This is a genomic window from Ignavibacteriota bacterium, assembly GCA_016218045.1.
Classification (GTDB): domain Bacteria; phylum Bacteroidota; class Ignavibacteria; order SZUA-365; family SZUA-365; genus JACRFB01.
Window position 1 is genome coordinate 86,289 of the sequence record JACRFB010000012.1, and the last position, 26,329, is coordinate 112,617.

Sequence of the window (26,329 nt, forward strand, 5' to 3'; positions counted from 1 at the left end):
GAGGGCGCGATGAGGCGCCGTAGTATTCACGCACGGGGACGTCTGCGCATAGCCGCCGCGTTGACCGTTGTCCTGTTGTCCTGCGCGGCTGCTGTGAGCGTTGCGCAGTTCCAGATGCAGCTCCGGCCGCCGGACGTGCAGCGCTGGCCCGAGGTGCGCATACCGCTGCGCGTCACCGACAATTCCGCGACGATACGCACCATCGCGCCGGAAAATTTTGTGGTGTTCGAAAACGGCGTGCGGCAGGGTCCGCTGCGCGTCGAGTGTGAGAACGACTCGCTGACCAACGTCGTGCATTTTATGTTTGTGCTCGACGTGAGTCTGAGCATGGCGTTTATCGAAGGCACACGCGACTACGATCCCGACAGCGTGAAGTGGCGTCGCGCGAAGCAGGTGTTCGTCGAATCGTTCCGGCGCCTGCGGCCCATCGATTACGGCGCCTTTCTCTCGTTTGCGCGCACCTCGGCGCTGCATCAGAATTTTACACACGACGCCGACCGCCTCGCGCGTGTAATCGAGTCGCTCTCGCTGCGATCCGGCACCGCCATATACGACGCCGCGCTGATGGCGCTCGGATACTGTGATGCCGATACAGGGAAGACCGTCATGATCCTCCTCACCGACGGCAGCGACCAGTCCTCGATTTCCAGCATCGACGATGTCGTGAACATGGCGCGCACAATAGGCGTGCCCATCTACATGATCGGGCTCGGCGTGGATTCCATCGATGTGCCGGGCATGCGCAGCATGGCCGAACGCACCGGAGGGGAGTTTTTCCTCGCCCCCACATCCGAGCAACTGTCGGATGTGCTCGGCCGCATCATGCGCAGCGTGGTGCTGAGCGAATGTGTGCTGTCGTACACCTCGGCCGACACGTGCCGCGCGGGCGGCATGCGTCAAGTGGATGTCACCGTCACCTTGAACGGCAACACCCAGACCGGCACTGTCGATTACACCGTGCCCGACTTCCGATCGCGGCTGGCCGTACGTCCCGTGCTGCCCGACACCGTCGAGGACAACCGCCTACTGCGCGTGCCGCTGCGTGCGGACGGTGAATTGCGGGCGGGCGAACAGATCGACATCGAACTCGAGTATCTCTACGATCCGGCGCTGCTGCGCTACGAACGTGTGGAAACGGTGGGGGACGTGTGTGATGGAGTGCCGCTGAACGTCGACGCGGGTACGCCGGGCATGCTGCGTATCACCGCTGCGGGAACGCCGGTTGCGCGTGGCGTGCGCCGCCCGGTGGCCGACACGTTGTTTCATGTGGTGTTCACCGTGCTCGAACGGCGCTCGAACATGGAGGGCCGGCTCGAGGCGCGGGTGCGGCATCTCCGTCAGCAGTGCGAAGTGCTTGCCGACGGTAGCGCGAGCACCTTCGTCGTGAACGGCTGTCCCGCGCTGCTGCGCCTGCACCTTCCCGTCACAGCATATCCGACCCGCGAGAACATCGTGGGCCTGCGCGTGGAACTCGACGACACCATCGACACGCAGCAGCCGCTGGGCTATTCGTTCCATGTGTCGTACGACGCGGGTCTGATGACCTTCGACGCCGCGTACACCACGGGAACCATGAGCGCGCTGGCGCAGGTAGTGACGCGTGAGGACGCGCCGGGCGAGCTGGACGTGTCCGTCGCGCCGTCGCCCGTTCCGTACGGTTCCGGCACGCTCGTGATGCTTCTGTTCCGGCCTCGTTACCAAAACACCCCTTCGCGTGTCTCTTGTGTGATACGCAATCTCCGAGTCTCACAATCCTGCGAGCCGCGAATTGAATTCACCGGCTCTGACGTCATGCTCGACGGATACTGCCAACCACTTCTCGTGAAACAAGAGTCCTTGAAACTCCACGCGATTTCACCCAATCCGCTGCAGGCGGGCGGCCACGGGGTCGCCACCATCCTGTATTCGGTGCGCGGCACCGACAGGGCGCGGCTCGAAATCACGACGATGGAGGGTGAGGTGGTGCGGGTGCTGGTGGACGCGTATCTGCCGAAGGGCGAACACAACGCGGCATTGCCCGTGGGTGATCTGCCGAGCGGATCCTATCTCTGCACGCTGCGCGAGGGCTACTCGCTCGCCACCAAGCTGCTGCTCGTCACGAGGTAGCCATGTGCCGGGTGCTGCTGCGCTGCGCGGTCCTTGCGGTGTTTCTGAGTGTACTGCCGCTGCGCGCGCAGAATGCGGCCGCGGGTGATTTCCGCATCACGGCGGTTGATACCAGCGACTTCCCGCGAATCGAACTGCGGCTTGAGGCGCCGGGGCAGAGCGCCGCGATGCGCGGACTCTCGATCCGCGATCTGACGCTGACGGAAAACGGCATAGCGCAGCGCATCGAGTCGCTGCTCTGTCCCGGCGACAGTCTCACGCGCTTCTCGGTGCTGCTGCTCCTCGATCGTTCGGCGAGCATGGCACGGCTTCCCGACGACAGTCCCGACATCGACAGCACAAAACTTCGCGCGGCGAAGCGCGCCGCGTCGGTGTTCCTGCGCGCGCTCGAGCCGCGCGACGAGGCCGCGGTCTGCAGTTTCTCGTCCGAGACGCCCGACGGATCCGGCACGCGTTTCTTCGTGATGAATCATCCTTTCTCGCGCGATACCGCTGCGCTTGTGCGTTCTCTTGTGCCCATCACCGCCGCGGGAGGCACCTGGCTGTGGCAGGCGGCAACAAGCGCCCTCGAGCAGCTCGCCGCGCGGCCCGGCCGCCGTGTGTTGATCGTGCTGACCGACGGCCGCAACCAGGGCGACGAGCGCCTGTATTCGAGCGCGAGTGTGATCGACCGCGCCACCACACTCGGCATCCCCGTGTTTGCCGTCGGCCTCGGCAGCGATGTGGACCGGCCCGTGCTCGAGAACGTGGCACGCGCCACGGGAGGCCGCAGCTTTTTTGCGCCGCGCCCCGAGGAATTGGAACGGGAATTCCTCGCGTTGGCGGACCATCTTCTTACCGACGCCTGCCTGCTTCGCTACACATCCTCGCACGCCTGCCTCGATGGTTCACGCCGCGACATCGAACTCATGATACGCGCGGGAACAGCATCCGACGAATGTACTGCCACCTACACTGCGGGCGCCATGCTTGTCCCCGCAGTGGTGTCGCTGTCCGTCGATGGACCAGTGGACGCGGGCTCCGTGTTCCGCACGCCGCTGTCCGTCGCGCGCGCGGTTTCGACCACGTACACACTGTCCGCGCGTTTCGAGATCGCCTACGACACCACGGCGCTGGAATTCGCGGGCCTCGCGCAGGAATTAACGATATTCCCCTCCGAAATATGCAATCTGACGGTGCAGGACGGCATCCTGCGTGTCAGCGCGCCGGCAGCGGTGCCGCTTTTCGCCGATGCACCCTTGTGTGTGCCCATGTGGCGCGCGCGGCTGTCGTCCCGCGACCGCTCGGCCACACTCGCGCTGCTCGATGCGCAGGTCGAGCAGTACTGCCTCGCCACACGCACCGTCGAGGGCGGGACCGTCGATATACGGGCCTGCGTGCGCGCGCACAGCATCGGGTCCACGGGTCTGTCCGTGACGCGCGACGGGCTGCTGCGTGTGCCTGTGGTGGTGTTTCCTCCCGTGCCGATGGACGAACCATTCCGCCTGCACATGACCGTGGATTTCGACACGCGTTCGCTGTCGTACCGCGGTCTCGAGGCCGACGACGCGCTCGCCCTCGACGCCGCAGTGACGGCCACCGCGGTGAAGGGCGCGCTGTCGATCGACATGCAGGGACGCGCGCGCGCCGAGCGCGGACGTGTGGCGACACTGCTGTTCACCACCGAGAATCCGCCGCGCGCCGGCACACGCGACTCGCTGCTGCTCCGCGACGTGTACCTCGAAACCGCCTGCGCCGCGGCGCTGTCGACGAGCCCCATCCAGATCCTGCTCGACGGACTCTGCGCGCCGCTGCTGCAGCGCCGGGCCGGTGCGCTGTCGGTATCACCCTCTCCGTCGCGCGGACTCCTCACCGCGCGATTCACCCTCGCCGAGGCCGAGGTGGTTATACTGCGCATCTATGACGGGCAGGGAAGGGAAGTCTGGCTGCGCGACCTGGGGATGCTGACCCGCGGCGAGCACACAGTGCCGCTCGACAACACGGCTCTGCCGGCGGGGCAGTACACGCTGATACTCGGCACCTCGACGTTGCGCGCCGCCGCGCCGCTGCTGCTGTTGCGGTAGGGGCGCTACTTGCGCGCCCAGTCCTCGAGGCGTTCCCGCACACGTTCCTCGTCGGCGGGACGGTCGTAGAGGCCCGCGGTGAGGCGCTGGCGCAGCACCTCGTAGAGCGTGACGGCGGTGGCCACCGACACGTTGAGACTTTGCACCATGCCCATCATGGGGATGTGATACACCACATCGGCGGCGGCGAGCAGTTCGTCCGACACGCCGCGGCTCTCGTTCCCGACCACAAAGGCGTGTTTCCCCGTTGCATCGATTTCGTAGAGCGGCACGCTGCGTGTGGTGAGATGCGAGACGCAGATCGAATACCCGCCCGCGCGCAACGCCGCGACACAGGCCTCCACCGAATCGTGCACATGGAAACTGAGCCACTTGTTGGCGCTGGCCGAACTCTGTTTGCCGATGCGCCGCACGTTGGGGAGTTTCTCCACGTGATACAGCAGATGGACGTCCTGTATGCCCACGGCGTCGGCCGTGCGCAGTATGGCGGCCACATTGTGCGGATCCCACACGTTCTCGACCACCAGCGCGGCGTCGTGCTGGCGCCGCCGCAGCACACCCGCGAGTTTCTCGCGCCGCGTGTCGGTGATGGTGTCGATGCTGCGTCCGCGCTTGATGCGCTGTGCGTCTGCCGCCATGGGAAGTCCTGCCGTGTTGTCGAGAGTGCGCGCGGCCGCTGCCGCGTGCCTGCAAGATACAAAATCGGGACGCTGTTTGCGGAAAACACCCGCGCGTTGTACATTGCATTTCTCTGCGGCGGGTTAGCTCAGTCGGTAGAGCAATGGAATCATAATCCATGTGTCGTGGGTTCAAGTCCCTCACCCGCTACCAGATACACACAACGGCGAAAATCTCACGGTTTTCGCCGTTGTTTTTTTCAGGGAGCCCCTGTCATCATCGCTCCACAGCAAGGCCACGTGCACCGGATGCCTGCACAGCCCGAGCCGCGCGGGAGACGGTGTTTGTTTTGACGGGAGTGCTGTGCTACGTTGGCAATAACACACATCCGGTTCGAATGATGGAGGCGGGATGTTTCTATTCTCAGCAGTTGTGGCTGTCGGGTGTCTCTTTGCTGCGAGTCTTGCAAGGGCCGATGCGGTTAAGCCGTTCGCGGCTCCGCACAGTCTGTATGGGAATGATGGTAGTTGTGATCAGATTCTCCAGCATGCCCTCTGATCTAAAAGTCCTACCCCGCGTTTTCCTTGCGGCATCTGCGGTGTGTCTCATGCTCGCCGGGGCTTCATGCACCGACGATCCACCTGTGTTGCCGCACCCGCCGGGCGACGGGGAAAAGATCACATTGACACTGGCGAACGTTGGAATGAAGGACGTGACGTTACACGTGAGGTACAGGGATTCGATTTCGTCCTGGACGCTCTCCCTCGTGCGTGACGGCCGGACAATTCGAACCGTGACAGTGTTCGCGCAGGATACACTACTTACGAATGGGGGCTTGCTGCCGGCCCACACGTACACATTCTCCGTCGTGCGCCGCGTTGACACCACCGTGATGGAGAGGAGCAACGAACTCCGCGTGACGACAGTGCCGCCCACATCCTCGGCATTTCAGTGGAGGATCGATTCGTTGGGTGGGGGAACTTCGAGTTCCCTGTATGACGTGGCTATCATCCGAACGGATCCACCATTGATTTACGCAGTCGGTGAATTATATCTCCCAGGTGAGATCCAACGGTATAACCTCGCAGTGTGGTCTGGATCCACTTGGTCGCTCAAGAGAATTCCATACAGGTATGAAGGAAGGGACTTCTATAGTCCCATTACAACGGTACTTGCGTTTGACAGTACCGATATTTGGTTCGCCGGTAACGGCGTTCTGCACTGGGACGGTTCGCGGTACATACCCATGCCGCTGCCCTCCGATGTGTGGGGAGCTTACCAGATCAACAAAATATGGGGATCTTCCTCATCAAATATCTACATCGTGGGCAATAATGGATCCATCGCCCACTACAACGGGAGCACATGGCGCAGAATCGAGAGCGGCACGACACTCCCGATACAAGGCCTGTACGGAGCTATGAAGGAGGATGGGAGCGGATACGAGATCCTCTGCGTGGCCGACAGTTACATGGAGCCGGAAGGCAGCAAGGTCATCAAGATCGAGAACGACCAGGCGACCGTGGTGTGGAACGACCACCGCGATTCCGGCCTTGATGATATCTGGTTCATCCCTGGAAAAAGGTACATCGTCGTTGGCGACGGATTCTGGGATACGGAATCGCTGGATAAATCCTTCACGGAAAACAGGGATATTGCAGTTTTAAATTCGGCATACATGCATACTATCCACGGGGTTAATGCGCGTGACATTGTTGTTGCAGGGTCCTACACAGTGCTGGGTCATTACAACGGGTACAAATGGACGTCTCTGTATCCGTGGACCAATGGCGCTTGGGGTGCAAAAATCAAGGACGACCTCATAGTCGCCTATGGTTGGATCGGGCGATATGCGCTCGTGGCGGTCGGGAGAAGATAAGGTGACCGGAAACGAACGTTGTACATGTCGTAGTTCTATTTTCAAAAGGCGGCGGAACCTACGTCCTTCGGCTTTTACCGCCCGGATCACGGTGAGAAGGAATACCCTGTACTCACGTATCGATCTTCACTCCCCACCACGCGGATACATGCGCCGGGCTTCGGCATAGGCGCGGGTGAGCAGGGTTTCGAGGACGGGCAGTTGTACGTCGGATAGGCGTTTGATGTAGAGGCAGGCCACGCCGGTTTTATGTTTGCCGAGTTCGGCCAGCAGATCCTGCGCGCCGGAAAAGCCGGGTATGAGATAGAGCGTGATGTCGGCTTTGCGTGACGAGAATCCGAGCATACACGAGTCGCCCTCGTGACCGCTTGCGTACTTGTAGTGGTAGGTGTCGAACCCCACGATGCTCGGGCCCCACATCGCGGGTTTGCAGCCCGTCACCTTCTGCATGAGTTTTGCCAGCGCCTTGCAGTCCTTGCGCCGCTGTTCGTCCTCGATGGCCTGCAGATACGCAACCACGCTGGCCTTGGTGGGTTTGGTTTTGGCTTCGTACATCTGTGTATCCTTTTTGTATGTGTTTGGCCGTGACAGGAACGTGCGCGGCGCGCGGGCGCCAGGGGAGTACGAGAACGAGGAGCCGCACCAGACGGCACGGCTCCCCGTCACGTGTATGCTGCGTGTCAGCCGAGGTCGAATCTGTCGAGATTCATCACCTTATTCCACGCGGCGATAAAATCCACGACAAACTTCTCCTGTCCGTCGGACGAGGCATACACTTCGGCAATGGCTCGTAATTCGGAATTGGACCCGAAGACGAGATCCACCCGCGTCGCCGTCCACGACACGGCGCCCGTGGCGCGGTTGCGGCCTTCATACACACCCGCGGCTGACGCGGAAGGGACCCACTCGGTGGACATGTCGAGCAGATGCACCAACACATCGTTGCCGAGCACACCCGGCCTTTTGGTGAGCACACCGTGCGACGAGCCGTCGGCATTGGCCTGCAGAGCCCGCAGACCGCCGAACAGCACGGTCATTTCGGGCGCGGTCAGTGTGAGGAGCTGCGCTCTGTCGAGCAGTAGTTCTTCGGGATTCGCCGACACACCCGGCCGCACGTAATTGCGGAAGCCGTCCGCAAGCGGTTCGAGCACGGCAAACGACGCGGCGTCGGTCTGCTCCTGCGAGGCGTCGGTGCGTCCGGGCGTAAAGGGCACCGTGACGTCGTGGCCCGCCGCGCGCGCGGCACGTTCCACCACCGCACAGCCGGCGAGCACGATGAGATCGGCGAGGGAAATTTTCCGTCCGTCGTGTGATGTTTGAAACTCGCCGCGCACCTTTTCAAGCCCCTGCAGCACCGCGGCCAGCTCGGCGGGATTGTTCACCGCCCAGTCCTTCTGCGGCGCGAGCCGGATACGCGCGCCGTTGGCGCCGCCGCGCATGTCGGAGCCGCGGAAGGTGGACGCCGAGGCCCACGCAACACGCAGCAGGGCTGCGGGTGCGAGCCCGGTGGCAAGCACCGCCGCCTTGAGCTGTTCGATGTCGGTGTTGGTGACAAGCGGATGATCGACGGCGGGCACAGGGTCCTGCCAGATCAGTTCCTCGGCGGGGACTTCCGGGCCGAGATAGCGGACACGCGGACCCATGTCGCGATGTGTCAGTTTGAACCAGGCGCGGGCGAAGGCGTCGGCAAAGGCCGCGGGATCCTTGTGGAAGCGGCGCGCAATCGGTTCGAAGCCCGCATCATAGCGCAGCGACAGATCGGCCGTGGTCATCATCGGGCGGTGTTTTTTCGATAGATCGTGCGCGTCGGGAATCAGGTGTTCCTCGCGCACATCCTTCGCGAACCACTGCCACGCGCCCGCGGGACTCTTGACGAGTTCCCATTCATAGCCGAAGAGCATGTCGAAGTAGCCGTTGTCCCAGCGAGTCGGATTCGGCTTCCACGCGCCCTCGATGCCGCTGCTCATGGCGTACACACCCTTGCCTGTACCCATCGTGTTTTTCCATCCAAGACCCATCTCCTCGATCGAGGCGCCCTCGGGCGGCGCGCCGATGTACGACGGATCCACCGCGCCGTGGGCCTTACCGAAGGTATGTCCGCCCGCCACGAGGGCGACGGTTTCCTCGTCGTTCATGGCCATACGCGCAAAGGTGTCGCGCACGTCGCGGCCCGACGCCACCGGATCGGGATTGCCGTTGGGGCCCTCGGGATTTACGTAGATCAGACCCATCTGCACCGCGGCAAGAGGATTCTCGAGTTCACGGTCGCCCGTGTAGCGTGTATCGCCGAGCCACTCGGTTTCGGAACCCCAATACACATCCTCCTCGGGTTCCCAGATGTCGGCGCGTCCGCCGCCGAAGCCGAACGTTGCAAAGCCCATCGATTCGAGCGCGACGTTGCCCGCGAGAATCATGAGGTCGGCCCAGGAAATGCGTTGCCCGTATTTCTGTTTGATGGGCCAGAGCAGGCGGCGGGCCTTGTCGAGGTTGCCGTTGTCGGGCCAACTGTTGATGGGTGCGAAACGCTGATTGCCCGTGTTTGCGCCGCCGCGTCCGTCCATCGCGCGATACGTGCCAGCGCTGTGCCACGCCATACGGATGAAGAGTCCGCCGTAGTGGCCCCAGTCCGCCGGCCACCAATCCTGCGAATCGGTCATGAGCGCGAGCAGGTCCTGCTTGAGCGCGGCGTAGTCGAGTTTCTGAAACTCCTCGGCGTACGAAAATCCCGCGTCCATCGGATTGGACTTGGATGAATGTTGATGCAGGATTTTCAGGTTGAGCCGCTTCGGCCACCAGTCCCGATTCGATTGCACACCCACCATGGTGCGCGCGCCGTGTACCCCGGGGTAGGGGCATTTTCCTTCTATCGACATGGAAATCTCCTTCAATGAAAGTGAAAAAAACCGAGTTCTTCCGCGTGCGGTTGCTGAACGAGGGAAGACTCCCGCGTCTCCGGGGCGTCGTTCCCGCGAGGGATGCTACGAAGTGCTGTGATGTGCTGAACACAGCGAATGTAGGGGAGAGCGCGTCGGGACGCAAGGCGGGAAATCCGCACATCACACGGCGGACGGGAAACGAGACACATCATGGCCCTCACGATTCCATTCCACATGTGCAATCCGTATCTTCGGTGCATGTATCGAATCGACGAAGAAGTGCGGAGCATCCTCGACACGTTCCAGGGGATGATGGACGCCGGACTGAGCGCTTCACGCGCGTGGCGGGAACCGATAGCGCCCGTGATCGATCACACCAATCTGCGGCCCGAGGCCGCGGAGCCCGACATCCGCCGTCTGTGTGAGGAGGCGGGGCAGCACGGGTTTGCGTCGGTGTGTGTGTATCCCTGTTTTGTGCCCCTGTGTGCGGAACTGCTGGCGGACGCGGCTCCGGCGGTGTGTACCGTTGTCGGATTTCCGCACGGCGCGTCCACGAGCAGCACAAAGGCGGCCGAGACGCGGCTTGCCGTGGAGGCGGGCGCGCGCGAGATCGACATGGTGCTGCGTATCGGCGCGCTGAAGGAAGGGAGACTGCAGGTGGTGTTCGACGACATTCGCGCAGTGACGGACGCGGCGCACTCGGCGCACCCGGATACAATCGTGAAAGTGATACTCGAGACCTGTCTTCTCGACACGGAACAGAAGATCTCCGCCTGCCTGCTCGCCCGTGACGCGGGCGCGCACTTCGTCAAGACCTCGACGGGATTCTCGACCGGCGGCGCCACGGCGGCCGACGTGCGGCTCATGGCCCTTGCCGTGGGCGGGCGCCTGCGCGTGAAGGCGAGCGGCGGCATACGCACACGCGCGGACGCGCTACTGATGCTCGGACACGGCGCCGACCGCCTGGGCAGCAGCGCGAGTGTTGTCATCATCGAACCTTAACACGTGGAGTACCACATGAATCATCAGATGAATTTCCGCCACGGATCCGTGCTGCGCGCGTGCGTGCTGGCAGCGGTGCTGTTCATGACCGGGTGTAGCGCAAGCGAGGACACGGCCAAGGAGAACACCGGCACGCCGGGTGAATTCACCTCCACCGACAAGCGCGAGGTGGTGATCCCCGCGACGGATCAGCCGCCGAAGGCGACCACGATCGATCCCGCGCCCGTGCAACCCGCTACCGTGCGTGATGCCGAGGCGGCCGAGCCCGAGAAGGTGGGGCAGCCGCCCGTGCCCGAGGCGGCGCAGGCCAAACCCGAGGCGCAGAAGACCGGCCTGATGATGTGGAGCGTGCAGATAGGCGCCTTCAAGAGCGAGGCGGGCGCGGCCGCGCTTATCACCGAGGCGCGATCAAAATTCAACGTGCCGGTGTACAAGGATTTCGACGCGGTGTCGGGTCTCTTCAAAGTGACGGTGGGATCCTTCCCCACGCGCGAGCAGGCATCGCAGTTCAAGGAAGACGTGCTTGCGAAGGGGTACACCGGCGCATTCACAACCGAAGTCCGCCGGTAGATGTCGTTCCATCGCGCGGCACCGTTCCTGAGTCTGTGCGCGGCGCTGCTTGTTGCCGCGTGCGCGGGAACACCGCCCCCGCAGCGTAGCTCGCAGCCCGACTCCTACACGAAGGACGAGGGCTCGTTTGCTCCGGGCCGCTACCGCACGCTCGGCGATTCCGCGTCCGCCGCACGGCAGAACGAGCCGCCAGTGTCACATGACACCCAGACTCCCGCGCGTAATGAGCGCGCCGTGCGTGTGATGGGTTTCAAGGTGCAGGTGCTCTCGTCCACCGAACTCGGCGAGGTCGAGCGCGTGCGCGATTCACTGCGTGTGGCCTTTCCGCAGGAAGGTGTGGACATCACCTTCGACGCGCCGCGCTACAAACTGCGCGTGGGCAATTGCGCCGATCGCGCGGCGGCCGAGGAACTGCGCCGTCTCCTGCTCGAGCAGGGCTGGTCGCAGGCGTGGATCGTGCCCGACATGGTGCTGCGCAACCGCTGATCGCACGGCGCAACACGGTTCAGCGCAGGCGTATGGTGACGTCGCGTGTTTCCCAGCGCGCGCGCACACGCACCGTATCGGTGGCGAGACCGAACCGTTCCGACGGTGTAAACGGCGACGGGCGGCCGGGGCTCCATGTGCCGTTGCCGTCGTCGTCCACAAAGGCCTCGAGCAGGTAACTGCCCGCCGGCATTTCGGGCAGCGAATACCGACCATCGGCCGCGGCCCGCGTGGCCTTGCCCGGCAGACGTTTCTCGGTGCCGCGCGCGCGGACGAGCACACGCGGAGCGGCGAGACTGTCGGCTCCGCGCACGGCGCCCGTGATGCTGCCCGCGGCCGCGTCCTTCGCGGTCGTGAAGCTGTGGCACAATGCAGAATCCGCGAGCGACATGCCGCGGATGGTGTCGCGCAGCGCGGTGCCGTCGAGGCAGAGCGTGTACGTGTGCGCGCCCTGCAGCGGGGCGTGCGCCACCTGCGCGTGCAGGGGTGTGGTCCACACCACCGGCAGTGTCGGCAGAACCGCGCCCGTGCTGTCGCGCAAGATTAGCGGAAGTGCGCGGGACATCGGATGTGAGAAGGTGAATTCGAAGGGCGCGGCGGGATCGACGTCCTTCTGTCCGCGCGCGGGAGTGATGGAGGTCAGACGCAGGCGCGCCGTGTCGCTGTCGGTCACGGTTTCGAAACGCAGCGAGACCGCCTCGGGCGGCGCGATGTTGCCCGCGCGGTCGCGCAAGGAGTCGATGCGCAGGAACAGCGGACCCTGAGGCAGAACCGATCCGAACCATATCACAAACGCGTAGCGCGCATCACGCGCGCGCTCCACGGCCATCGCGGGAAAGGATCGCCCGGTGCTGGAATCCTGCACGGCGATTTGTGCGGTGATGAGTGTGTCGGGATCCTCGTTCAGGCGCAGCAGCACGGCCTGCGCATGCAGGGGCTTCACACTCTGCAGCGATGGCCGTGTTGTGTCCTCGGTCGCGAGGCGCAGGGTCACGGCGGGCTGTGTGGAATCACCCTCGATGACGCGCACGTCGTGCAGCGGTACGCCGTAAGCATCGGTCTCCGCGTCGTAGAGGTAGTTGTTCTGCTTGTCGCGCACGGCAAGAACACGGTACAGCCCGCCCGCAATGTTTGTGAAGCGGAAGCTGCCGTCGGTGCCGCTCTGCACAGCGTAGTCGGGACGCGTGCGCGCGGGCGAGAGTGTGTCGCCGGAACGTGTGTCGAGCCGGTAGGCAAAGACCGACACGCCCGACGGTTTGTCGTCGACGACGCTGCCCGCGAGTGTACCCGCGTCGATTCGGTCGCCGGTCGAAAAGGCGAGTGTGACGGTCTGCCCGAGCTGATTGCCCGCGCGCACGTCGCGCACGGTCGATCCGACCGTCGCCACATACGTGGTGCTGTCGCGCAGCGGACGCCCGAGGGTCACCACAACACGGCGCCCGCTCCAGGAGAAGGCCGGGGGTGTTTCGGCGACAGGGGAGAGATGGAAACTCTGCTCGAAGGACTGCCGGTCCACATACTCGTCGAAGGTGAACGAGATCGATTCGCCGGCAAAGTGTGTGCTGCCCGGCGCGGGTATGGTTTCGATCACACGCGGCGGTTCGGCGTCGACAGGTCCGCCACCCAGCGGTTTCGGCGTGGCGCAGCGCGAGGCGAGGAGTGCGCAGACGAGCAGCGGCAGCAGGGCCGCGAGACGGTTATGCGGCATGCCGCGCTCCGGATCTGCGTCGCGCCGCGAATGCCTGCAGCGCCTGTGTGATGAGTTCTGTCACGAGCAGATAGAGGAAAAAGTGAAGGGGCTGACCCGACAGCGCAATATGCAGGATGATCGTCGTCAGGACAAAAGGCATCACAACGAGAAATTGTGTGAAGCGCTGCAGCGTGGCGATGTGGGATTCGATCATCGTGAAGGGCACGCTGCCGCCGCGCACGTTCAGCGCCGCTGTCTGCAACCGTCCGGCGATCACCAGGAAGGCCGCCTGCGCGAGCGCCTCGAGCGGGGGCATTGTGACGGTGAAGATACACCCGAGTATCACCGCAATCGGCACGGTGATGCGCGAGGTGACCGAGAGCCGCACGCCCCCTGCAAAGCCGCGCTGATCTGCCGGTGCAAAGAACTGCAGCAGCCACACGGTGCCGGGATGCACCGCCTTCTGCAGCGACTGCTCGACGTGCCGCACGGAAAACAGGAAAAACACGATCACGGGCACATGCATTTTTGATGCGGCCGTGATCAACGCGCCGTCAAAGGGCGATCGGAGTCCGCCCGTGATAAGACCGTACACCGCCACCGCCACGGGCATCATTACGATGGGAATGATGTTGAAGCGCAGCGTGCGGTCGCGCGCGAGCAGCGCGGCAAAAAGATCGAAGCCCGCGCGGCGGCGCTGAGCCATGGGCAGATACCGGGCGAGCGAGAAACCCGCGCGCGGCGGACCCGCACTGACCGCGTCGGCAGCGGCGCCCGGTCCCATGTCGGGTAGGAGCATGAAACGGGTGCGTGAGATGAGGGCGAGCAGCAGGGCGGTGCTTGCGGCGAGTATCGAGAGCAGCGCCTCCTGCGGCAGCAGGCCCTTGCCGAGGATGAGACTGAACACCGCCACAAACCAGTGCGAGGGCAGCAGCGGCGCCCAGGCCGAGGAGAGGAACGAATTCCACCACGCGTTGGCATTGGCGAAGGCGGGGAGTCCCTGGTAAAAAAACAGCAGCAGGAATACCAGCGCCGACTGCAGCACGGCGAGCAGCCGCGACGACCCCGAGAAGCGCAGGACCAGCGCGTTATACAGCGCGAGCGCGTATCCCGTGGTCCACAGAAACACCACGGCGAGTATCAGCGCGAGCAGGGCGGTGCCCGCGAACGAACCCGTCTTGGCGAAGTAGGTCACGGCCAGCGGCATGATGAACGGTGTGCTGAGCAGCGACGAAAACATGAACAAATTGAAGATACGGGAGAGGAATATCGTTTTTCCCGACAGCGGAAACTGCTGCAGGATGCTGCGTTCGTCGGCGTCGAGCAGGATGATGGAGTACGAGCTGATGACGGTGTAACACGCGAGGTACATGGTGACGAGCACCGACAGCGTCACATAGGCCTGCTCGTGGAAGTTCCTGCCGAGCGTCCACGCGAGATACAGCGAGGCGATGCCGTAGGAGATGGTGATGGAGAGGGCGCGCCCGTACTGCGAGCGTCCCGTGCGCCCGCGCGCGTTGATGCGCGCCGCGACACCCACGAGGGTGCGCACCTGCTGCCAGTTGACGGCGTCGCTGCTCACCGGGCCTCCCTCTGCAGCGCGCGATAGTCGCGCACGGCGCGTTCGTGTTCGGCGGCGGTGCGGCTGAAGCGATGCCCGCCCGTTCCGTCGGCCACAAAAAAGATGTACTCGTGTTTTTCCGGATCGAGCGCGGCGCGGATGGCGGCGAGGCCGGGATTGTTGATCGGTCCGGGTGGCAGTCCGCGGTGTTTGTAGGTGTTGTACGGCGAGTCGATGCGCAGATCGCGGTACAGGAGGCGGCGCGGTCCGTCGGGAATGATGTATTGGACGGTGGGATCGGCCTGCAGGCGCATGCCCCGCGCGAGGCGGTTGTAGTACACGCCCGCCACACGCGCGCGTTCGCTGCCGAGCCGCGTTTCACCCTCGACGATCGAGGCCATGGTCAGGATCTCGTGAAAGCTGCGGCGCATGGTCCGCGCACGCGCGCGCATGTCGGCGGTGACGGAGGCGCGGAAACGCGCGTGCATTTTCTCGAGCGCGCTGAGCGCGGTCTCATCAACACGGAACAGGTAGGTGTCGGGAAACAGATAGCCCTCGAACGAGGAGGCGCGTATGCCGTGGGAACGCAGCAGCGAGGGATCGCGCGTGAGCCGCAGAAAGGCGGTGTCGGACAGGCGCAGGCGCGCGGCGAGGATGCGCGCGATGGTCCGAGTGGTGGACCCCTCGGGAATGGTGATCCACACCTCCACCTGATAGTGTCCCGCCGCTATCGCGTCGATGATGCCGGCCATGGTAAGGTCGTCGGGGAATCGGTAGGTGCCGCTCTGCATGCGCCCGCCCTTGCCCGAAAGTTTTGCGGCCAGCGCAAACAGCGTGCCGCTCGACACCGCGCCGCTGTCGTCGAGCGCGCGGCCTATGTCCCACAACGACGCGCCGCGTTCGACGGTGACCGTGCGGCCCTCGCCGGTGTGCGGACCAAACACGAGCGCGCCGCCGAGTATCGCCACCGCCGCGCAGAGCGCCGCCGCGGTCGCGAGGGGCCGCGGTCGGCTACGCCGTCGCCGCATCCGCGCTCCCGTGTTGCGTGCGCGAGTAGGCGGGCGCGTGCAAGGTGCCCGTGTGTCCGCGCGCGAGCAGCATCCAGGCGCATTGCGCCACCATCGCCGCGTTGTCGGTGGTGTAGGCGGGCGCGGGCAGAAAGACGCGCAGGCCCGCCGCCTCGCCGCGCGTCCGCATACGGCGCCGCAGTTCGGAGTTGGCGGAGACGCCGCCGGCGAGCACGATGTCGCGGAGCTTCCACGCGGCCGCCGCGCGCAGCGTCTTTTCGACGAGCACGTCCACCACGGCCGCCTGAAACGCGGCGCATATATCGTTCAGGTATTCCTCCGGCGGAGGAACACCCTGCGCGAGCGCCTCGGGCGCCTCGCGGCGCAACTGGTACAGCACGGCGGTCTTCAGGCCGCTGAAGCTGAAACGCCAGTCGCCCGAATCGAGCAGCGGTCGCGGAAGCGTGATGCGTGTGGCGTCGCCGCGGCCTGCGCGCCGGTCGATCTCGGGTCCTCCCGGAAAACCGAGCCCGAGCATTTTCCCGACCTTGTCGTAGGCCTCGCCCGCCGCGTCGTCGATCGTGGCGCCGAGTATCTCGTGATCGTCCACCGCGCGCGCGAGCATGAGCTGCGTGTGGCCGCCCGACACGACCAGGCACAGATAGGGGAAGGCGGGATGCGGCTCCTCGAGGAAGGCCGCGATCATGTGCGCCTCGATGTGATTCACGGGAATGAAGGGCAGGCCGCGTGAGAGCGCGAAGGCCTTGCCGAAATTGAGTCCGACGAGCAGCGAGCCGATCAGGCCCGGTCCCTGCGTGGCGGCCACGTGTGTCACCTGCTCGATACCGATGCCGGCGGTGTCGAGCGCCTCGCGCACGATGGGCACGATGGAGCGCAGATGCGCGCGCGACGCGAGTTCGGGCACGATGCCGCCGTAGCGGTGATGGAAGAGCTGCGACGAGACAATGTTCGCGCGAAGCACGCCGTCGACGGACACCGCCGCCGAGGTCTCGTCACACGACGATTCGATCGCCAGTATGATCACGGCGCCCGTCAGGTGTGCCGGTAGTACTGCAGCGGATTCGGCACCACGCGGCATTCCTCGGCGATGCGTATCGCGCCGTTGATCCGTCCGCCCGCGCGCAGGTCGTACATGCGCGGCACGAGGCGGTCGCGCAGGTCGATGGGCGTCAGCGGATTGATGAAGATGTTTGTCCCGCCCTCGAAGCCGGCCGGCACGTTGATGCGCTGCTTGATGTTGATGTGCCAGGGCATGCGGAAGATGGAATCGATGGGCGTGTAGTACCACTCCTCGTTCACCGACACGTCGCTGCCGATGGCCGCGTGGCAGGCGCGCACGATGTCGCTGACGCCGCGCACCTCGTCCTCGGTGTGTTCGTAGGGACGTGTGTGCACGGACTTCGAGTAGATCTCGACGGTCGGATACCTGTGTCCGATGCCCACCATCGCGAGCGCGTGTTCGTTCTCGGCGAAGATCAGGTTGTGCATGGCCGCGAAGTTGGGGCCGTAGGTGTTGAAGACGTTTTTGTCTTCCACGATCATCTTGATCTGCCGCTGAATGCGTTCGCCCCATTCGTCAAGCGCCACGATCTGCGTGTGCAGATGATCGAACGACGCGCCCGCGGGTTTGAGCCAGTTCTTGAACACGCTCAGATACCGCACATAGCGGTTGTTTGCGATGATGTCCGACATCGCGTCGATGATGAAGAGGAAGTATCGGAAATGCTCCTCGTCGGTCATGTCGCCGGTGGCAAACAGATCGGTGGACAGGGTCGCGTCGCGGCGATAATGCGGATTGGCGATGATGAGTTCGTGGCAGCCGCCGAAAAACGCGTCCGCGATTTGAAGTTTCTCCTCCACCGGAATTGCCGAAATCTCCTCGTCGCAGCGGCCGGATCGGCGAAACTTGTAATCGAGCACGTCGAGCACGTGGCGCACGCCTTCCTGCGAAGCCAGGTACTGCTTCTTCCACTGTTCGTTCATCGGCGAGAGCCGGTAATCGTAGTTCTTGATCCAGTAGTTGATCGAGACGATTTCGAACAGGTTCGGGACGCGGCGCAGCACCGGCGTCTCGGTGAAGTACTGGTCGGGCAGCACATGACGCAGCGTCGTGGCGACGCCGTTGCGCAACACCACGCGCGATTTTTCGGGCGCGGTTTCGAGCATGCGCTTTTCACAGAACGCGCAATAATCCTCCCTCGGATGATGCGTGAACGGCTGCGCGTCGGGCGCCTTCTGGGTGTCGCTGGGGACGCGGTTCCCGCGCTCGGAGACGGTCCACACCTCCGTGCCGGTGAAAGGATTGACTTGTTTCACCGTGCCGTCGGCCATCGTGTAATAATACAAATGGTAATCCATCGCGGCCGCTCAAGCTTCCGGGAGACGTGGTGTTGGGGTAGTACGAAATTGCCGAATGGCAGGGATGGCCGCGTTACACGGCCGGGATGCTCCCGTTAAGGATCAATCCGACTCTTCGACGGTGCGCTTCGAACGGCGGATCGCCTTCATCTTCTTCATGCGCTTCTTAACCGACGGCTTGGTGAAATAGGTCCGCTTCTTGAATTCTTTCAGGACGCCGGAACGCTCGTATTTTTTCTTGAACCGCTTGATCGCGCGATCGATGGGTTCGCCTTCCTGTACAATGATACCGACCAAGAACATCTCCTTTGTTTAATGCGTGAAAAACGCGTTGAAAAACACGAACTCAAATATACTTCACTTTCGATGAAACTCGCAAGTCCCGCGAATCGAAGGGTCGATTTCGGCAGCCACGTTTTCTTATTATCCGCCGCACCGCGAGAGGGCCTGGTCGAGGTCGGCGATGATGTCGTCGGGATCCTCGATGCCGATCGAAAGCCGCACGAGGCCGTCGGTGATCTTTGCCTGTTCGCGCTGCTCCTTGGTCATCGTGGCGTGTGTCATCGAGGCGGGATGTTGGATCAGCGTCTCGACGCCGCCGAGACTCACTGCGAGGGCGCAGAGCGACACCGAATTCATCAGCACGCGGCCCGCTTCGAGTCCGCCCTTCAATTCGAAGGCGATCATGCCGCCCGGTCCGCGCATCTGCCTCTGCGCGATGTCGTACTGCGGATGTGACGGGAAACCGGGGAACAGCATCCACTTCACCTTCGGGTGTGTGTCGAGATAGGTGGCCACGGCGGTCGCGACTTCGTTGTGGCGTTTCATGCGGATGGGAAGCGTCTTGAGTCCGCGGTGCACAAGGAAGGAGTTGAAGGGATCGATCACGCCGCCGACGAGGTTCAGAGTCTTGCGGAACAGGGGATACCGCTCGATGTCCTTTACGACGATGATGCCGCCGATCACATCGGCGTGGCCGTTCAGGAATTTGGTCATGCTGTGCACGATCACATCGGCGCCCAGTTCGAAGGGACGCTGGAGCACGGGGCTCATGAACGTGTTGTCCACCACCAGCGTCGCGCCGTGCGCGTGCGCGATGGCTGCGGCTCCCGCGATGTCGCTGATGACGAGTGTGGGATTGCCCGGCGTCTCGACAAAAACGACGCGTGTGTTCGGCTGCATCGCCGCCTCGATGGCGGCAAGATTGGCAGTGTCGACAAAGGTGACGCCGACGTTGAACTTCGCGCCGATGGTGCTGAGTATCGTGGCGGTTGCGCCGTAGACGGATTCGCTGCACACGACATGGTCGCCCGACGACAGCAGCGCGACCAGCGCGGTGTGGATGGCCGCCATGCCGCTGCCGCAGCCCAGTGCCTTCGCGCCGCCCTCGAGCGCGGCCACGGCGTCTTCCATGGCCTCGACGGTGGGATTGCGCATGCGCGTGTAAATGTAGCCGTCGCCCTCGCCGCTGAAAAGCTGCGCGCCGTGTTCGGCGTTACGGAACTTGAAGGTGGACGTCTGATATATCGGCGGAACAACGGCGCCGAAAACGTCTTCATAAATTCCTGCATGAACGGCGAGTGTGTCGAGGGCGAGTCTACGATCCGATTCCACGGGATTCTCCTTGAGGGACTGCGAAAAGGAATGGGTGGGGGGCAATACGAACGCAGGGCGGAAGCGTCCCGCGCGGGGGAATTCCTAAAATAGCCACCGGGGGCTGCGCGACAAAATCGCGGACTCAGTCGAAGAGCAGCCAGTCCACGCCGAAGCGCAATTCGCCGCCCGGCATGGGATGGAAACCGGTTGTGACACTCTGTGTGTCGGTGATGTTGTCCCACACGACATGCAGCGTCGCGGCGTCCTTGATTGTGGCAAAAAGAAAGAGCCGCGCGGTGTACGTGTCGGTGAATGTTGCGGCGCCCGATGTGCGTCCTGTATGGTACGGCGTCGAGAACGCGCCCGTAGAGGGATCGAACAGTGCCGGTGCAAAGGCGCTGCGCCAGGTGAGCCCCGCGCCCGCCTTCACGCGCAGCGTGCCGTCGATGATGATGCCGCGATAGTAAATCTCGGCGTCGTTGCTCCACACGGGGGTCGACGCCACACGCGCCTCGTCGCCGGCCTGGTCGTTGGTGATGGCGTCGAAATGATTCTCCCACACAAACTGGTGGACGGTGAGACGCGTCTGCAGCGCGGCGCCGAATACGCGGACGGTCCGCGCACCGTACGTGACCACGGGCAGGAATATTCCTCCCGCTTCGGACACATGAATGCCGTAGGGACTGCGCACGGTGCGCGCGTGCAGCCGCAGGTCGGTTTCGAAGACGCGTCCGCCCGCGCGCAGACCCGCTTCACCCACGAGCAGGGTCTCGTTCTCCTCACGCCCGGGATCGCGATACGAAAGTAGCGGATGCGCGTCCAGCGCACGTTCGAAGATGGTGGAGGCACGCCGCGCGACGGAGACACCGCACCACTGAGACACGATGTCGGAGGGGAAGACGAGTGTGGCACCCGCGCCGACTCCGCCACCCGCGGCCTGCTTATCCGCGCTGCCGAACAGGGAGAGCCGCGTGAAGCCGAGAGGCACCTCGAGCAGGGCGCCGAGCCGCGCGGTGAGGACCTCATCGGAAGCGGAGGCCCATCCGTCGTGCGTCAGCAAACCCGCGGCACCGCGCAGGTGCAGCGTGGCCCACGGAAGCTGCGAACTGTGATTCGCGCGAAGTTCGGTCACATTCCAGGTGCGGGCCAGGTCGTGGCGCAGTGTGGCCGCGCTATCGCTTGTCCACGCGCCTGTGCTGTCGTACAGCGGTATGGTGATGGCAAGCCGGTCCGAAAACTCGCGTCTGTTGCTCGTGTGCGTCAGCGTCAGGCGCGTCTCGTGCCGGCCTTCGTCCCATTGCAGCACTGCGCCGAGTGCCGCCTCGTTGCGTGTCACGCGTGTGCGAATCGTGGGATTGACGAGTTCGGCGAAGATGGGATCGAAGGCCGATGAGGCAAAGTCGTTGTTGTCCTCTCCCGGATACAGCGGGAAGAACATTGTGCCGGCGAGCGGCGTGGCCATGCCGCCGTTCATGTACACGATGTGGTCGTTGTAGTAGTCGGAGAGTGTCAGCAGCACAGAGGGTGAGAGGCGCAGCTCGTACCTGCCGCGCAGATCCCAGCTCTCCGCGCGGGTGAAGGGGAAACGCGCGGTGTTTTGATAGTCGTTGCTGCCCGTGGTGCGCCGCGTCGCGCCGAGGCGCAGACGGTCGCCCTCGCGCGGATCCATGGCGAATTGCACGTCGGTGAACAGATGATCGTAGGATCCCTCGCTGTGTATGAGTCGCGTCACGGGCTGTGGCGCCGCGCTGTCGGGCGATTCCAGTTCGACGGCGCTCAGGACGCCTGGACCCGCCAGCCACAGCGCCTGATGCGCGGGCCAGGACACGATGCGGCGCGTTTCGTCAATGGAAAGGAGATACGGATCCGAAAAACCTGTAACCGGATCACGCAGCGTGGCGCCGTCGCGCAGCAGCGCACCCTGATACGGCGTCGCTGCGAACGCGCCCGCCCACACGGGCTGCCCCGGTGAGCCCAGTTCCCACACCCGCATGCCGGGCAGACGGCGCAGCGCCTCGGCCGCGCCGCGGCGCTCGAAGAGCGCAAGCGAATCCGCGCCCAGCATCACGCGCTCGGGCGCCGGGGCTTCATCATGCGTCAGCGCCGCGGCGCGTGCGCTGTCGGGCGCCTGCTCCTGCGCCTGCGCCGCCGCAGCAATGCCGGCAAGCAGCACTATCACGCAAGTCATCACACGTCGTGGCATCACCATCCTCCCCGTCTTCTGCGCGTCGTGTTGCGCAGCGCCTCCGCGACGCGCACCATTGTGTTCCGGTACTGCACGGCCGCGATGTACGGCACACGTGTCCCGCCGAAGAGTTGTTTAAAATCCGATATCCCCGGCGTGTTCGCGCCCATGAAGTCGAACGTTGTCATCCCACACTCCGCGTATTCCTCGACGAGTTGATCCACCAGCCAATGCGAGGCCGACAGGTCGCCGAGCGACAGATCGGCTCCCGCAATCCAATCGTACACCGTGCCGTTAAACGGAATCACCACACGCGCGGCCGCGGGAGCGCCCTCGGCGCTGCGTGCGCAATGAATGTCCACGAGTCCATCCTGCACAAGCCCGTCCAGCCATCGTTCGAGGAGCGCGCGCGGAAAGGGCGGCGCGCTGCCGTGCCGTTCATAACTGCGCAGATGCAGGTCGAGCACGGTGCCGACCGCCGCGTCGCGGTCGCGACACACTCCGCGTTTCCCGGCCTTGCGTATATGCCTGCGCAGCGACGGACTGTACGCAGCGCGCGCACGGGCGGGATCCGCGATGGCGACATGCAGGGTCTCCTGCGCGCGAAGCGACCAGTGCCGCTGCTCGAGCGCCGCGCGCGCCCAGGGCTCCTCGCGGACGGACAGGTGCGCGAAGTGGCAGACCTTGCCTGCTTCGGCAAGAACGGCCGATGCGAGGGCGACCGCTTCGCGAGTGTCGGCGGCGGCGACCGCCGGATCGAGCAGCAATCCGCCATACAGCGAAATGGGCGCGGGCGGCGATATCATGAAGGGACCGCGGCGGCGGAGCAGCAGCACCGCGCCCGCGAGGAAGCGTCCGTTATCCTCGGCGGCAAGCAGCATCGCCGTGTATCCGAAAGCGCGCTCGATGTGCCCGAGCCAGGCGCGGCTCGCGAAACAGCCGCCCAGGGGCTGCGTGGACGCGAGAGCGTCCCACGACTGCGCCTCGGCGGGCGCGAGTCGAACTACGCGAGCGGACGGCACCGCGCGGACCTCAGCGACCGGACGCGATGATGGTCGCCGCGATGTAGTCGACGATGCGGTAGAAGTGTTCCATCGCCGTCGCCATCTGATGGCCGATGCCCTCGCGCGCCGAGGTGCGCGAGATCATGCTCGAGTATATCTGCTTCACCTGGTTGCGCTTTGTCACGTCGAGCGAGAAGGCCCAGACCTGGCACACTTCAAAGGTGCGGTACATGCCGTTGAGGAAGAGGTCCTCGCCCGTCTCTGCCGCGCCGCGGCCCTCGGCGTACACTTGGTCCACCTGGTCGATGTGTCCCGCGAAGACGCTATCCTTGTCGAGATCCAGAAACACGGCCTTCGAGAGATGGAAACAGTCGTCGGCGAGCTGCCCCAGCAGGGTGGCGCCGTCGGCGCGTTCCTTCATCAGACGCTGAATCGTGCTGCTCATGGTGTCGAGAGTCAGCATCCTGTCAGCGCGGTTCGCGTAGCGCATGCCGTACATGGTCTGGAACATATCATGCACGCCGAGCATGCCGTTGACGATTTTCCCGCTGCGGCCCGCGCGTGTCGCGTCCTCGCGAATGAACTCCTGCTCCTTCCCGTCGATGATCTGTTTCCAGCTTCCGTCGAGATCCCACGCGCGTGCGAGTGTGGCGAGCACCTTGGTCGTGGCGTAAGCCGCGTTGGCGAGTCGGTCGGCCTCGACGGTGTCCTTCGTGGAGTTCATGGATTCCCGCACCGTGTTGAGCACCTTCTGCAGGTTTTGCAGACGCGCGGCCGTGCCGCTTGTGTCGCGGGCCGTCTGCGCCGCGGCGCCGCTGTTCGGGTCGGCGTTCTGCGTCCGTCCGCAGGAGGGAAGGAGGGTGGCGAACAGACAGAGGAGAAGTGTGGTGCGGAGAAGCATGATAGGTGTCAGGGTTGTGGTGTGATGGATTCGAGTATGAGGGTAAGGACGGACTGATAGTTTGCGAGTGTGCCGAGCGCCTGATTGACTCCGCCGAACATCTTCACGACCTGGCCGGTCTTTGTGTCGGCCAGAGTGTACACGCGCCCCGCAAGCGCCGCGCCGTCGGTAAACATGACGTCCTCCTTGCGGAGCACGACGAAGCGCGACGAGTCCTGCGCGGCGGGCAGCTCGGTGAGCGGCGGCAGTTCGGGGATCCACACACGGACCACGGCCTCGCGGTCCATCGTTCCCGGATTCAGGTAGCTGAGTTCGACACCTGTCTGCGGCGCCGTCTCGCCCGGCACGCGGAAGGTCCGCTTGTCGGCCGCGTCCCAGGTCAGAGGATACAGCAAGTCGAGCCCGAGCGACGAGGCGTTGAGCCGCGCCATGCCTTCGCCGCGTTTCAGGGTCGAGAACTTGCCGTCGTGCTGCCACCACGAGCGCTGCCAGGTGCCATCGTCGCCGAAGGGCACCTTCCACGCGCCGCGTTCACGAAGCAGAAAAAAGGATCCGATACTCTCAATCTGCCGGCCCGGCACGTCGGCTACAAAACTAGCGGTGACGATGGCGCGTGTCGAGTCGCGCAGGTCGATGTCGAGGATGTCGATGCCCGAGAACGTGAAATAGAAGGGCGTCTCCGCGCGCGCCTGGCGCTCGCCGAGCCACGCGGCGTAAGCCTTCGCGTCCGCGACACCCGCGGTGCGCAGGGCGGCGCGGGTCCGTGCCGTGAGCAGCGTGTACGCATCTGCCGCGAGGTCGGGCCGGCCGAAACACTTCATCCACTGCAGAAAGGCGCCGCGGGCTTCGCGGTACTGGACCAGTTCGGGCGGCGGCGTGTTCGGGGTGCCGCGTTCCTCGGGCGCGATCTCGCGCTTCCCGCCGCAGGAGGGGAGCATCGCGGCAGCCGCGGCGAGGCAGATCACCAGCACCCACGCGTGGCGGGTGTGGCGCCCGGGGTCGATGCGGCTTGTGCGGAGCGGTATCATAGGGAGGAATCTCTGATAGTCGTGAGCGGGGGATGGGTGCGCGGCGGCGGAGACGGTCCGCAGGCCGCGCGGTGTTCCCGGCCGGCAAAACATGAACACGAAAAGTACGGTTTTTCCCGACGATGCGGAAGTCGCTTGCCCGTCGCCTGCACGGCGCACGGACAGGGCGCCGTTGTTGCTTTCGGAGGGGATATCCCGTACATTTACCATGATATAAGTAGTTTTTTCAATGATTTTTGCAGGAATGTATGGGTTCGACCACAGACTTCAGGAATGGCCTCATTATTCGTTTTAACGGCGATCTGCACCAGATCGTCGAGTGGAGGCATCACAAGCCCGGTAAGGGCCAGGCGATGGTGCAGGCCAAGCTCAAGAATCTCCGCACGGGTTCCGCGTTCGAGAACCGTTTCCGTCCGGGCGAGACTGTGGACATCGTCCGCGTCGAACGCCGCAAGTTCCAATTCCTGTATCCCGAAGGTGAAGACCTGTGTTTTATGGATCAGGAGACCTACGACCAGATTCACGTCTCGCGCGAGTTGTTCGGTGATTCCGTCCGTTTCCTCAAAGAAGGGGAGATCTGCGAAATTGCTCTCGACGGCGAGACGCCGATCGAGGGCGAGCTGCCGATCACGGTGGAACTGCAGGTGACAGAAACCGATCCGGGTCTGCGCGGCGATACCGCCACGGGCGGCACAAAACGCGCCGTGGTCTCGACGGGCGCCGTGGTGAACGTGCCGCTCTTTATCGACGAGGGCGAAATGCTCAAGATCGACACGCGCACGGGCGCCTATCTCGAACGTGTGAAGTAAACCCGAGCCACACACATGCCATCGGAGCCGACAATGGATATCCAATACATCCGGAAACTGATCAAGCTCGTCACCGACTCCGATATCGAGGAGCTGGAGATCGAGGAAAGCGGCGCGCGTGTGCGTGTCACGCGCGGACGTGCCGCGGACGAGACTCCCGTCTCCTTCATGCCGTATCCGCAAATGCCCATGCCGCAGCACGCTCCGCCGGCCGCGCCCGCGGCTCAGGCGGCACCGGCACCCGCGGCGGCACCCGCCCCCGCGAAGGACGACGCGTCGCTGTACACCGTCGTATCGCCCATCGTCGGCACCTTCTATCGCGCGCCCGCCCCTGATGCAGATCCGTATGTGCAGGTGGGGCAGTCCATCGCATCCGGCGCCGTGGTCGGCATCATCGAGGCGATGAAGATCATGAACGAAATCGAATCCGAACGCGGCGGCAAGGTCGTGAAAATCCTCGTCGAGAACGGCCAGGCCGTCGAATACAATCAACCGCTCGTGGTTCTGGACCTGAGCGCGTGAGCGCCGGCAGGCCTGCGCGTCCCGCTCACCTGATTCCGGAAAGGTTG

22 protein-coding genes and 1 tRNA gene are annotated in these 26,329 nt (G+C 64.1%); 9 read left to right on the plus strand and 14 right to left on the minus strand.

Features of this window, described 5'->3' with window-relative positions; translation table 11 throughout:
- Positions 1-9: 9 nt before the first annotated feature.
- Entirely contained in the window at positions 10-2,106 is a 2,097-nt protein-coding gene (locus HY962_03690; protein ID MBI5646010.1) for a VWA domain-containing protein, read from the plus strand.
- A 2-nt stretch (positions 2,107-2,108) separates the two neighbouring features.
- Positions 2,109-4,169, plus strand: a complete 2,061-nt coding sequence (locus HY962_03695; protein ID MBI5646011.1) for a VWA domain-containing protein — start codon at positions 2,109-2,111, stop codon at positions 4,167-4,169.
- Positions 4,170-4,174: 5 nt separating this feature from the next.
- Here the strand turns inward: HY962_03695 and HY962_03700 are convergent, their stop codons facing one another.
- Positions 4,175-4,807: an RNA methyltransferase gene (locus HY962_03700; protein MBI5646012.1), complete on the minus strand. Its 633-nt coding sequence runs from the start codon at positions 4,805-4,807 to the stop codon at positions 4,175-4,177.
- A gap of 117 nt (positions 4,808-4,924) precedes the next feature.
- Between HY962_03700 and HY962_03705 the strand changes: the two genes are divergently transcribed.
- Together HY962_03705 and HY962_03710 are read left to right on the plus strand one after the other, a co-directional pair.
- A tRNA-Met gene (locus HY962_03705) sits at positions 4,925-5,000 on the plus strand.
- A gap of 238 nt (positions 5,001-5,238) precedes the next feature.
- Complete coding sequence (locus tag HY962_03710) at positions 5,239-6,666, plus strand: hypothetical protein (protein ID MBI5646013.1); 1,428 nt, start codon at positions 5,239-5,241, stop codon at positions 6,664-6,666.
- 126 nt (positions 6,667-6,792) lie between these two features.
- On the opposite strand, the gene HY962_03715 is transcribed toward HY962_03710, so the two are convergent.
- Together HY962_03715 and katG are read right to left on the minus strand one after the other, a co-directional pair.
- A complete protein-coding gene (locus HY962_03715) occupies positions 6,793-7,221 on the minus strand; it encodes a DUF1801 domain-containing protein (protein ID MBI5646014.1) in 429 nt (142 codons plus the stop codon).
- A gap of 125 nt (positions 7,222-7,346) precedes the next feature.
- Positions 7,347-9,539, minus strand: coding sequence for a catalase/peroxidase HPI (gene katG / locus HY962_03720; protein ID MBI5646015.1), 2,193 nt, complete (start codon positions 9,537-9,539; stop codon positions 7,347-7,349).
- 261 nt (positions 9,540-9,800) lie between these two features.
- Between katG and deoC the strand changes: the two genes are divergently transcribed.
- Genes deoC through HY962_03735 form a run of 3 tightly spaced genes read left to right on the plus strand, consistent with a single transcriptional unit; the run spans position 9,801 to position 11,600 of the window.
- Positions 9,801-10,544 carry a deoxyribose-phosphate aldolase gene (gene deoC / locus HY962_03725; protein ID MBI5646016.1) on the plus strand — a complete coding sequence of 248 codons (744 nt, stop codon included), beginning with the start codon at positions 9,801-9,803 and terminating at the stop codon, positions 10,542-10,544.
- Between the two features lie 15 nt (positions 10,545-10,559).
- The gene (locus HY962_03730) at positions 10,560-11,114 is read left to right on the plus strand and encodes an SPOR domain-containing protein (protein ID MBI5646017.1); all 555 of its coding nucleotides are present in this window, start codon (positions 10,560-10,562) and stop codon (positions 11,112-11,114) included.
- Positions 11,115-11,600 carry an SPOR domain-containing protein gene (locus tag HY962_03735; GenBank protein ID MBI5646018.1) on the plus strand — a complete coding sequence of 162 codons (486 nt, stop codon included), beginning with the start codon at positions 11,115-11,117 and terminating at the stop codon, positions 11,598-11,600.
- Positions 11,601-11,619: 19 nt separating this feature from the next.
- Here the strand turns inward: HY962_03735 and HY962_03740 are convergent, their stop codons facing one another.
- From HY962_03740 to HY962_03790, 11 genes are all read right to left on the minus strand, one after another.
- Positions 11,620-13,308 (minus strand): Ig-like domain-containing protein, encoded by a 1,689-nt coding sequence (locus HY962_03740; protein MBI5646019.1) that lies wholly within the window; start codon positions 13,306-13,308, stop codon positions 11,620-11,622.
- Complete coding sequence (locus tag HY962_03745) at positions 13,298-14,872, minus strand: hypothetical protein (GenBank protein ID MBI5646020.1); 1,575 nt, start codon at positions 14,870-14,872, stop codon at positions 13,298-13,300. Before HY962_03745 ends, HY962_03740 begins: the two co-directional genes overlap by 11 nt.
- A complete protein-coding gene (mltG, locus tag HY962_03750) occupies positions 14,869-15,879 on the minus strand; it encodes an endolytic transglycosylase MltG (GenBank protein ID MBI5646021.1) in 1,011 nt (336 codons plus the stop codon). The genes HY962_03745 and mltG overlap by 4 nt, the downstream gene beginning before the upstream one ends.
- On the minus strand, positions 15,863-16,903 hold the full coding sequence (tsaD, locus tag HY962_03755) for a tRNA (adenosine(37)-N6)-threonylcarbamoyltransferase complex transferase subunit TsaD (protein MBI5646022.1): 1,041 nt from the start codon (positions 16,901-16,903) through the stop codon (positions 15,863-15,865). Before tsaD ends, mltG begins: the two co-directional genes overlap by 17 nt.
- An 8-nt stretch (positions 16,904-16,911) precedes the next feature.
- Positions 16,912-18,237, minus strand: a complete 1,326-nt coding sequence (locus HY962_03760; protein MBI5646023.1) for a DUF4921 family protein — start codon at positions 18,235-18,237, stop codon at positions 16,912-16,914.
- 102 nt (positions 18,238-18,339) lie between these two features.
- Positions 18,340-18,534: a 30S ribosomal protein S21 gene (gene rpsU / locus HY962_03765; GenBank protein ID MBI5646024.1), complete on the minus strand. Its 195-nt coding sequence runs from the start codon at positions 18,532-18,534 to the stop codon at positions 18,340-18,342.
- 126 nt (positions 18,535-18,660) lie between these two features.
- Positions 18,661-19,851 (minus strand): PLP-dependent transferase, encoded by a 1,191-nt coding sequence (locus HY962_03770; GenBank protein MBI5646025.1) that lies wholly within the window; start codon positions 19,849-19,851, stop codon positions 18,661-18,663.
- 124 nt (positions 19,852-19,975) lie between these two features.
- The gene (locus HY962_03775) at positions 19,976-22,036 is read right to left on the minus strand and encodes a hypothetical protein (protein MBI5646026.1); all 2,061 of its coding nucleotides are present in this window, start codon (positions 22,034-22,036) and stop codon (positions 19,976-19,978) included.
- Positions 22,036-23,040, minus strand: a complete 1,005-nt coding sequence (locus HY962_03780; protein ID MBI5646027.1) for a GNAT family N-acetyltransferase — start codon at positions 23,038-23,040, stop codon at positions 22,036-22,038. The genes HY962_03775 and HY962_03780 overlap by 1 nt, the downstream gene beginning before the upstream one ends.
- A 10-nt stretch (positions 23,041-23,050) precedes the next feature.
- Positions 23,051-23,923, minus strand: a complete 873-nt coding sequence (locus HY962_03785) for a hypothetical protein (protein ID MBI5646028.1) — start codon at positions 23,921-23,923, stop codon at positions 23,051-23,053.
- 8 nt (positions 23,924-23,931) lie between these two features.
- Positions 23,932-24,951: a hypothetical protein gene (locus HY962_03790; protein MBI5646029.1), complete on the minus strand. Its 1,020-nt coding sequence runs from the start codon at positions 24,949-24,951 to the stop codon at positions 23,932-23,934.
- A gap of 248 nt (positions 24,952-25,199) precedes the next feature.
- Between HY962_03790 and efp the strand changes: the two genes are divergently transcribed.
- Together efp and accB are read left to right on the plus strand one after the other, a co-directional pair.
- The gene (gene efp / locus HY962_03795; GenBank protein ID MBI5646030.1) at positions 25,200-25,760 is read left to right on the plus strand and encodes an elongation factor P; all 561 of its coding nucleotides are present in this window, start codon (positions 25,200-25,202) and stop codon (positions 25,758-25,760) included.
- Positions 25,761-25,793: 33 nt separating this feature from the next.
- Positions 25,794-26,282 carry an acetyl-CoA carboxylase biotin carboxyl carrier protein gene (accB, locus tag HY962_03800; GenBank protein MBI5646031.1) on the plus strand — a complete coding sequence of 163 codons (489 nt, stop codon included), beginning with the start codon at positions 25,794-25,796 and terminating at the stop codon, positions 26,280-26,282.
- Positions 26,283-26,329 lie beyond the last annotated feature (47 nt).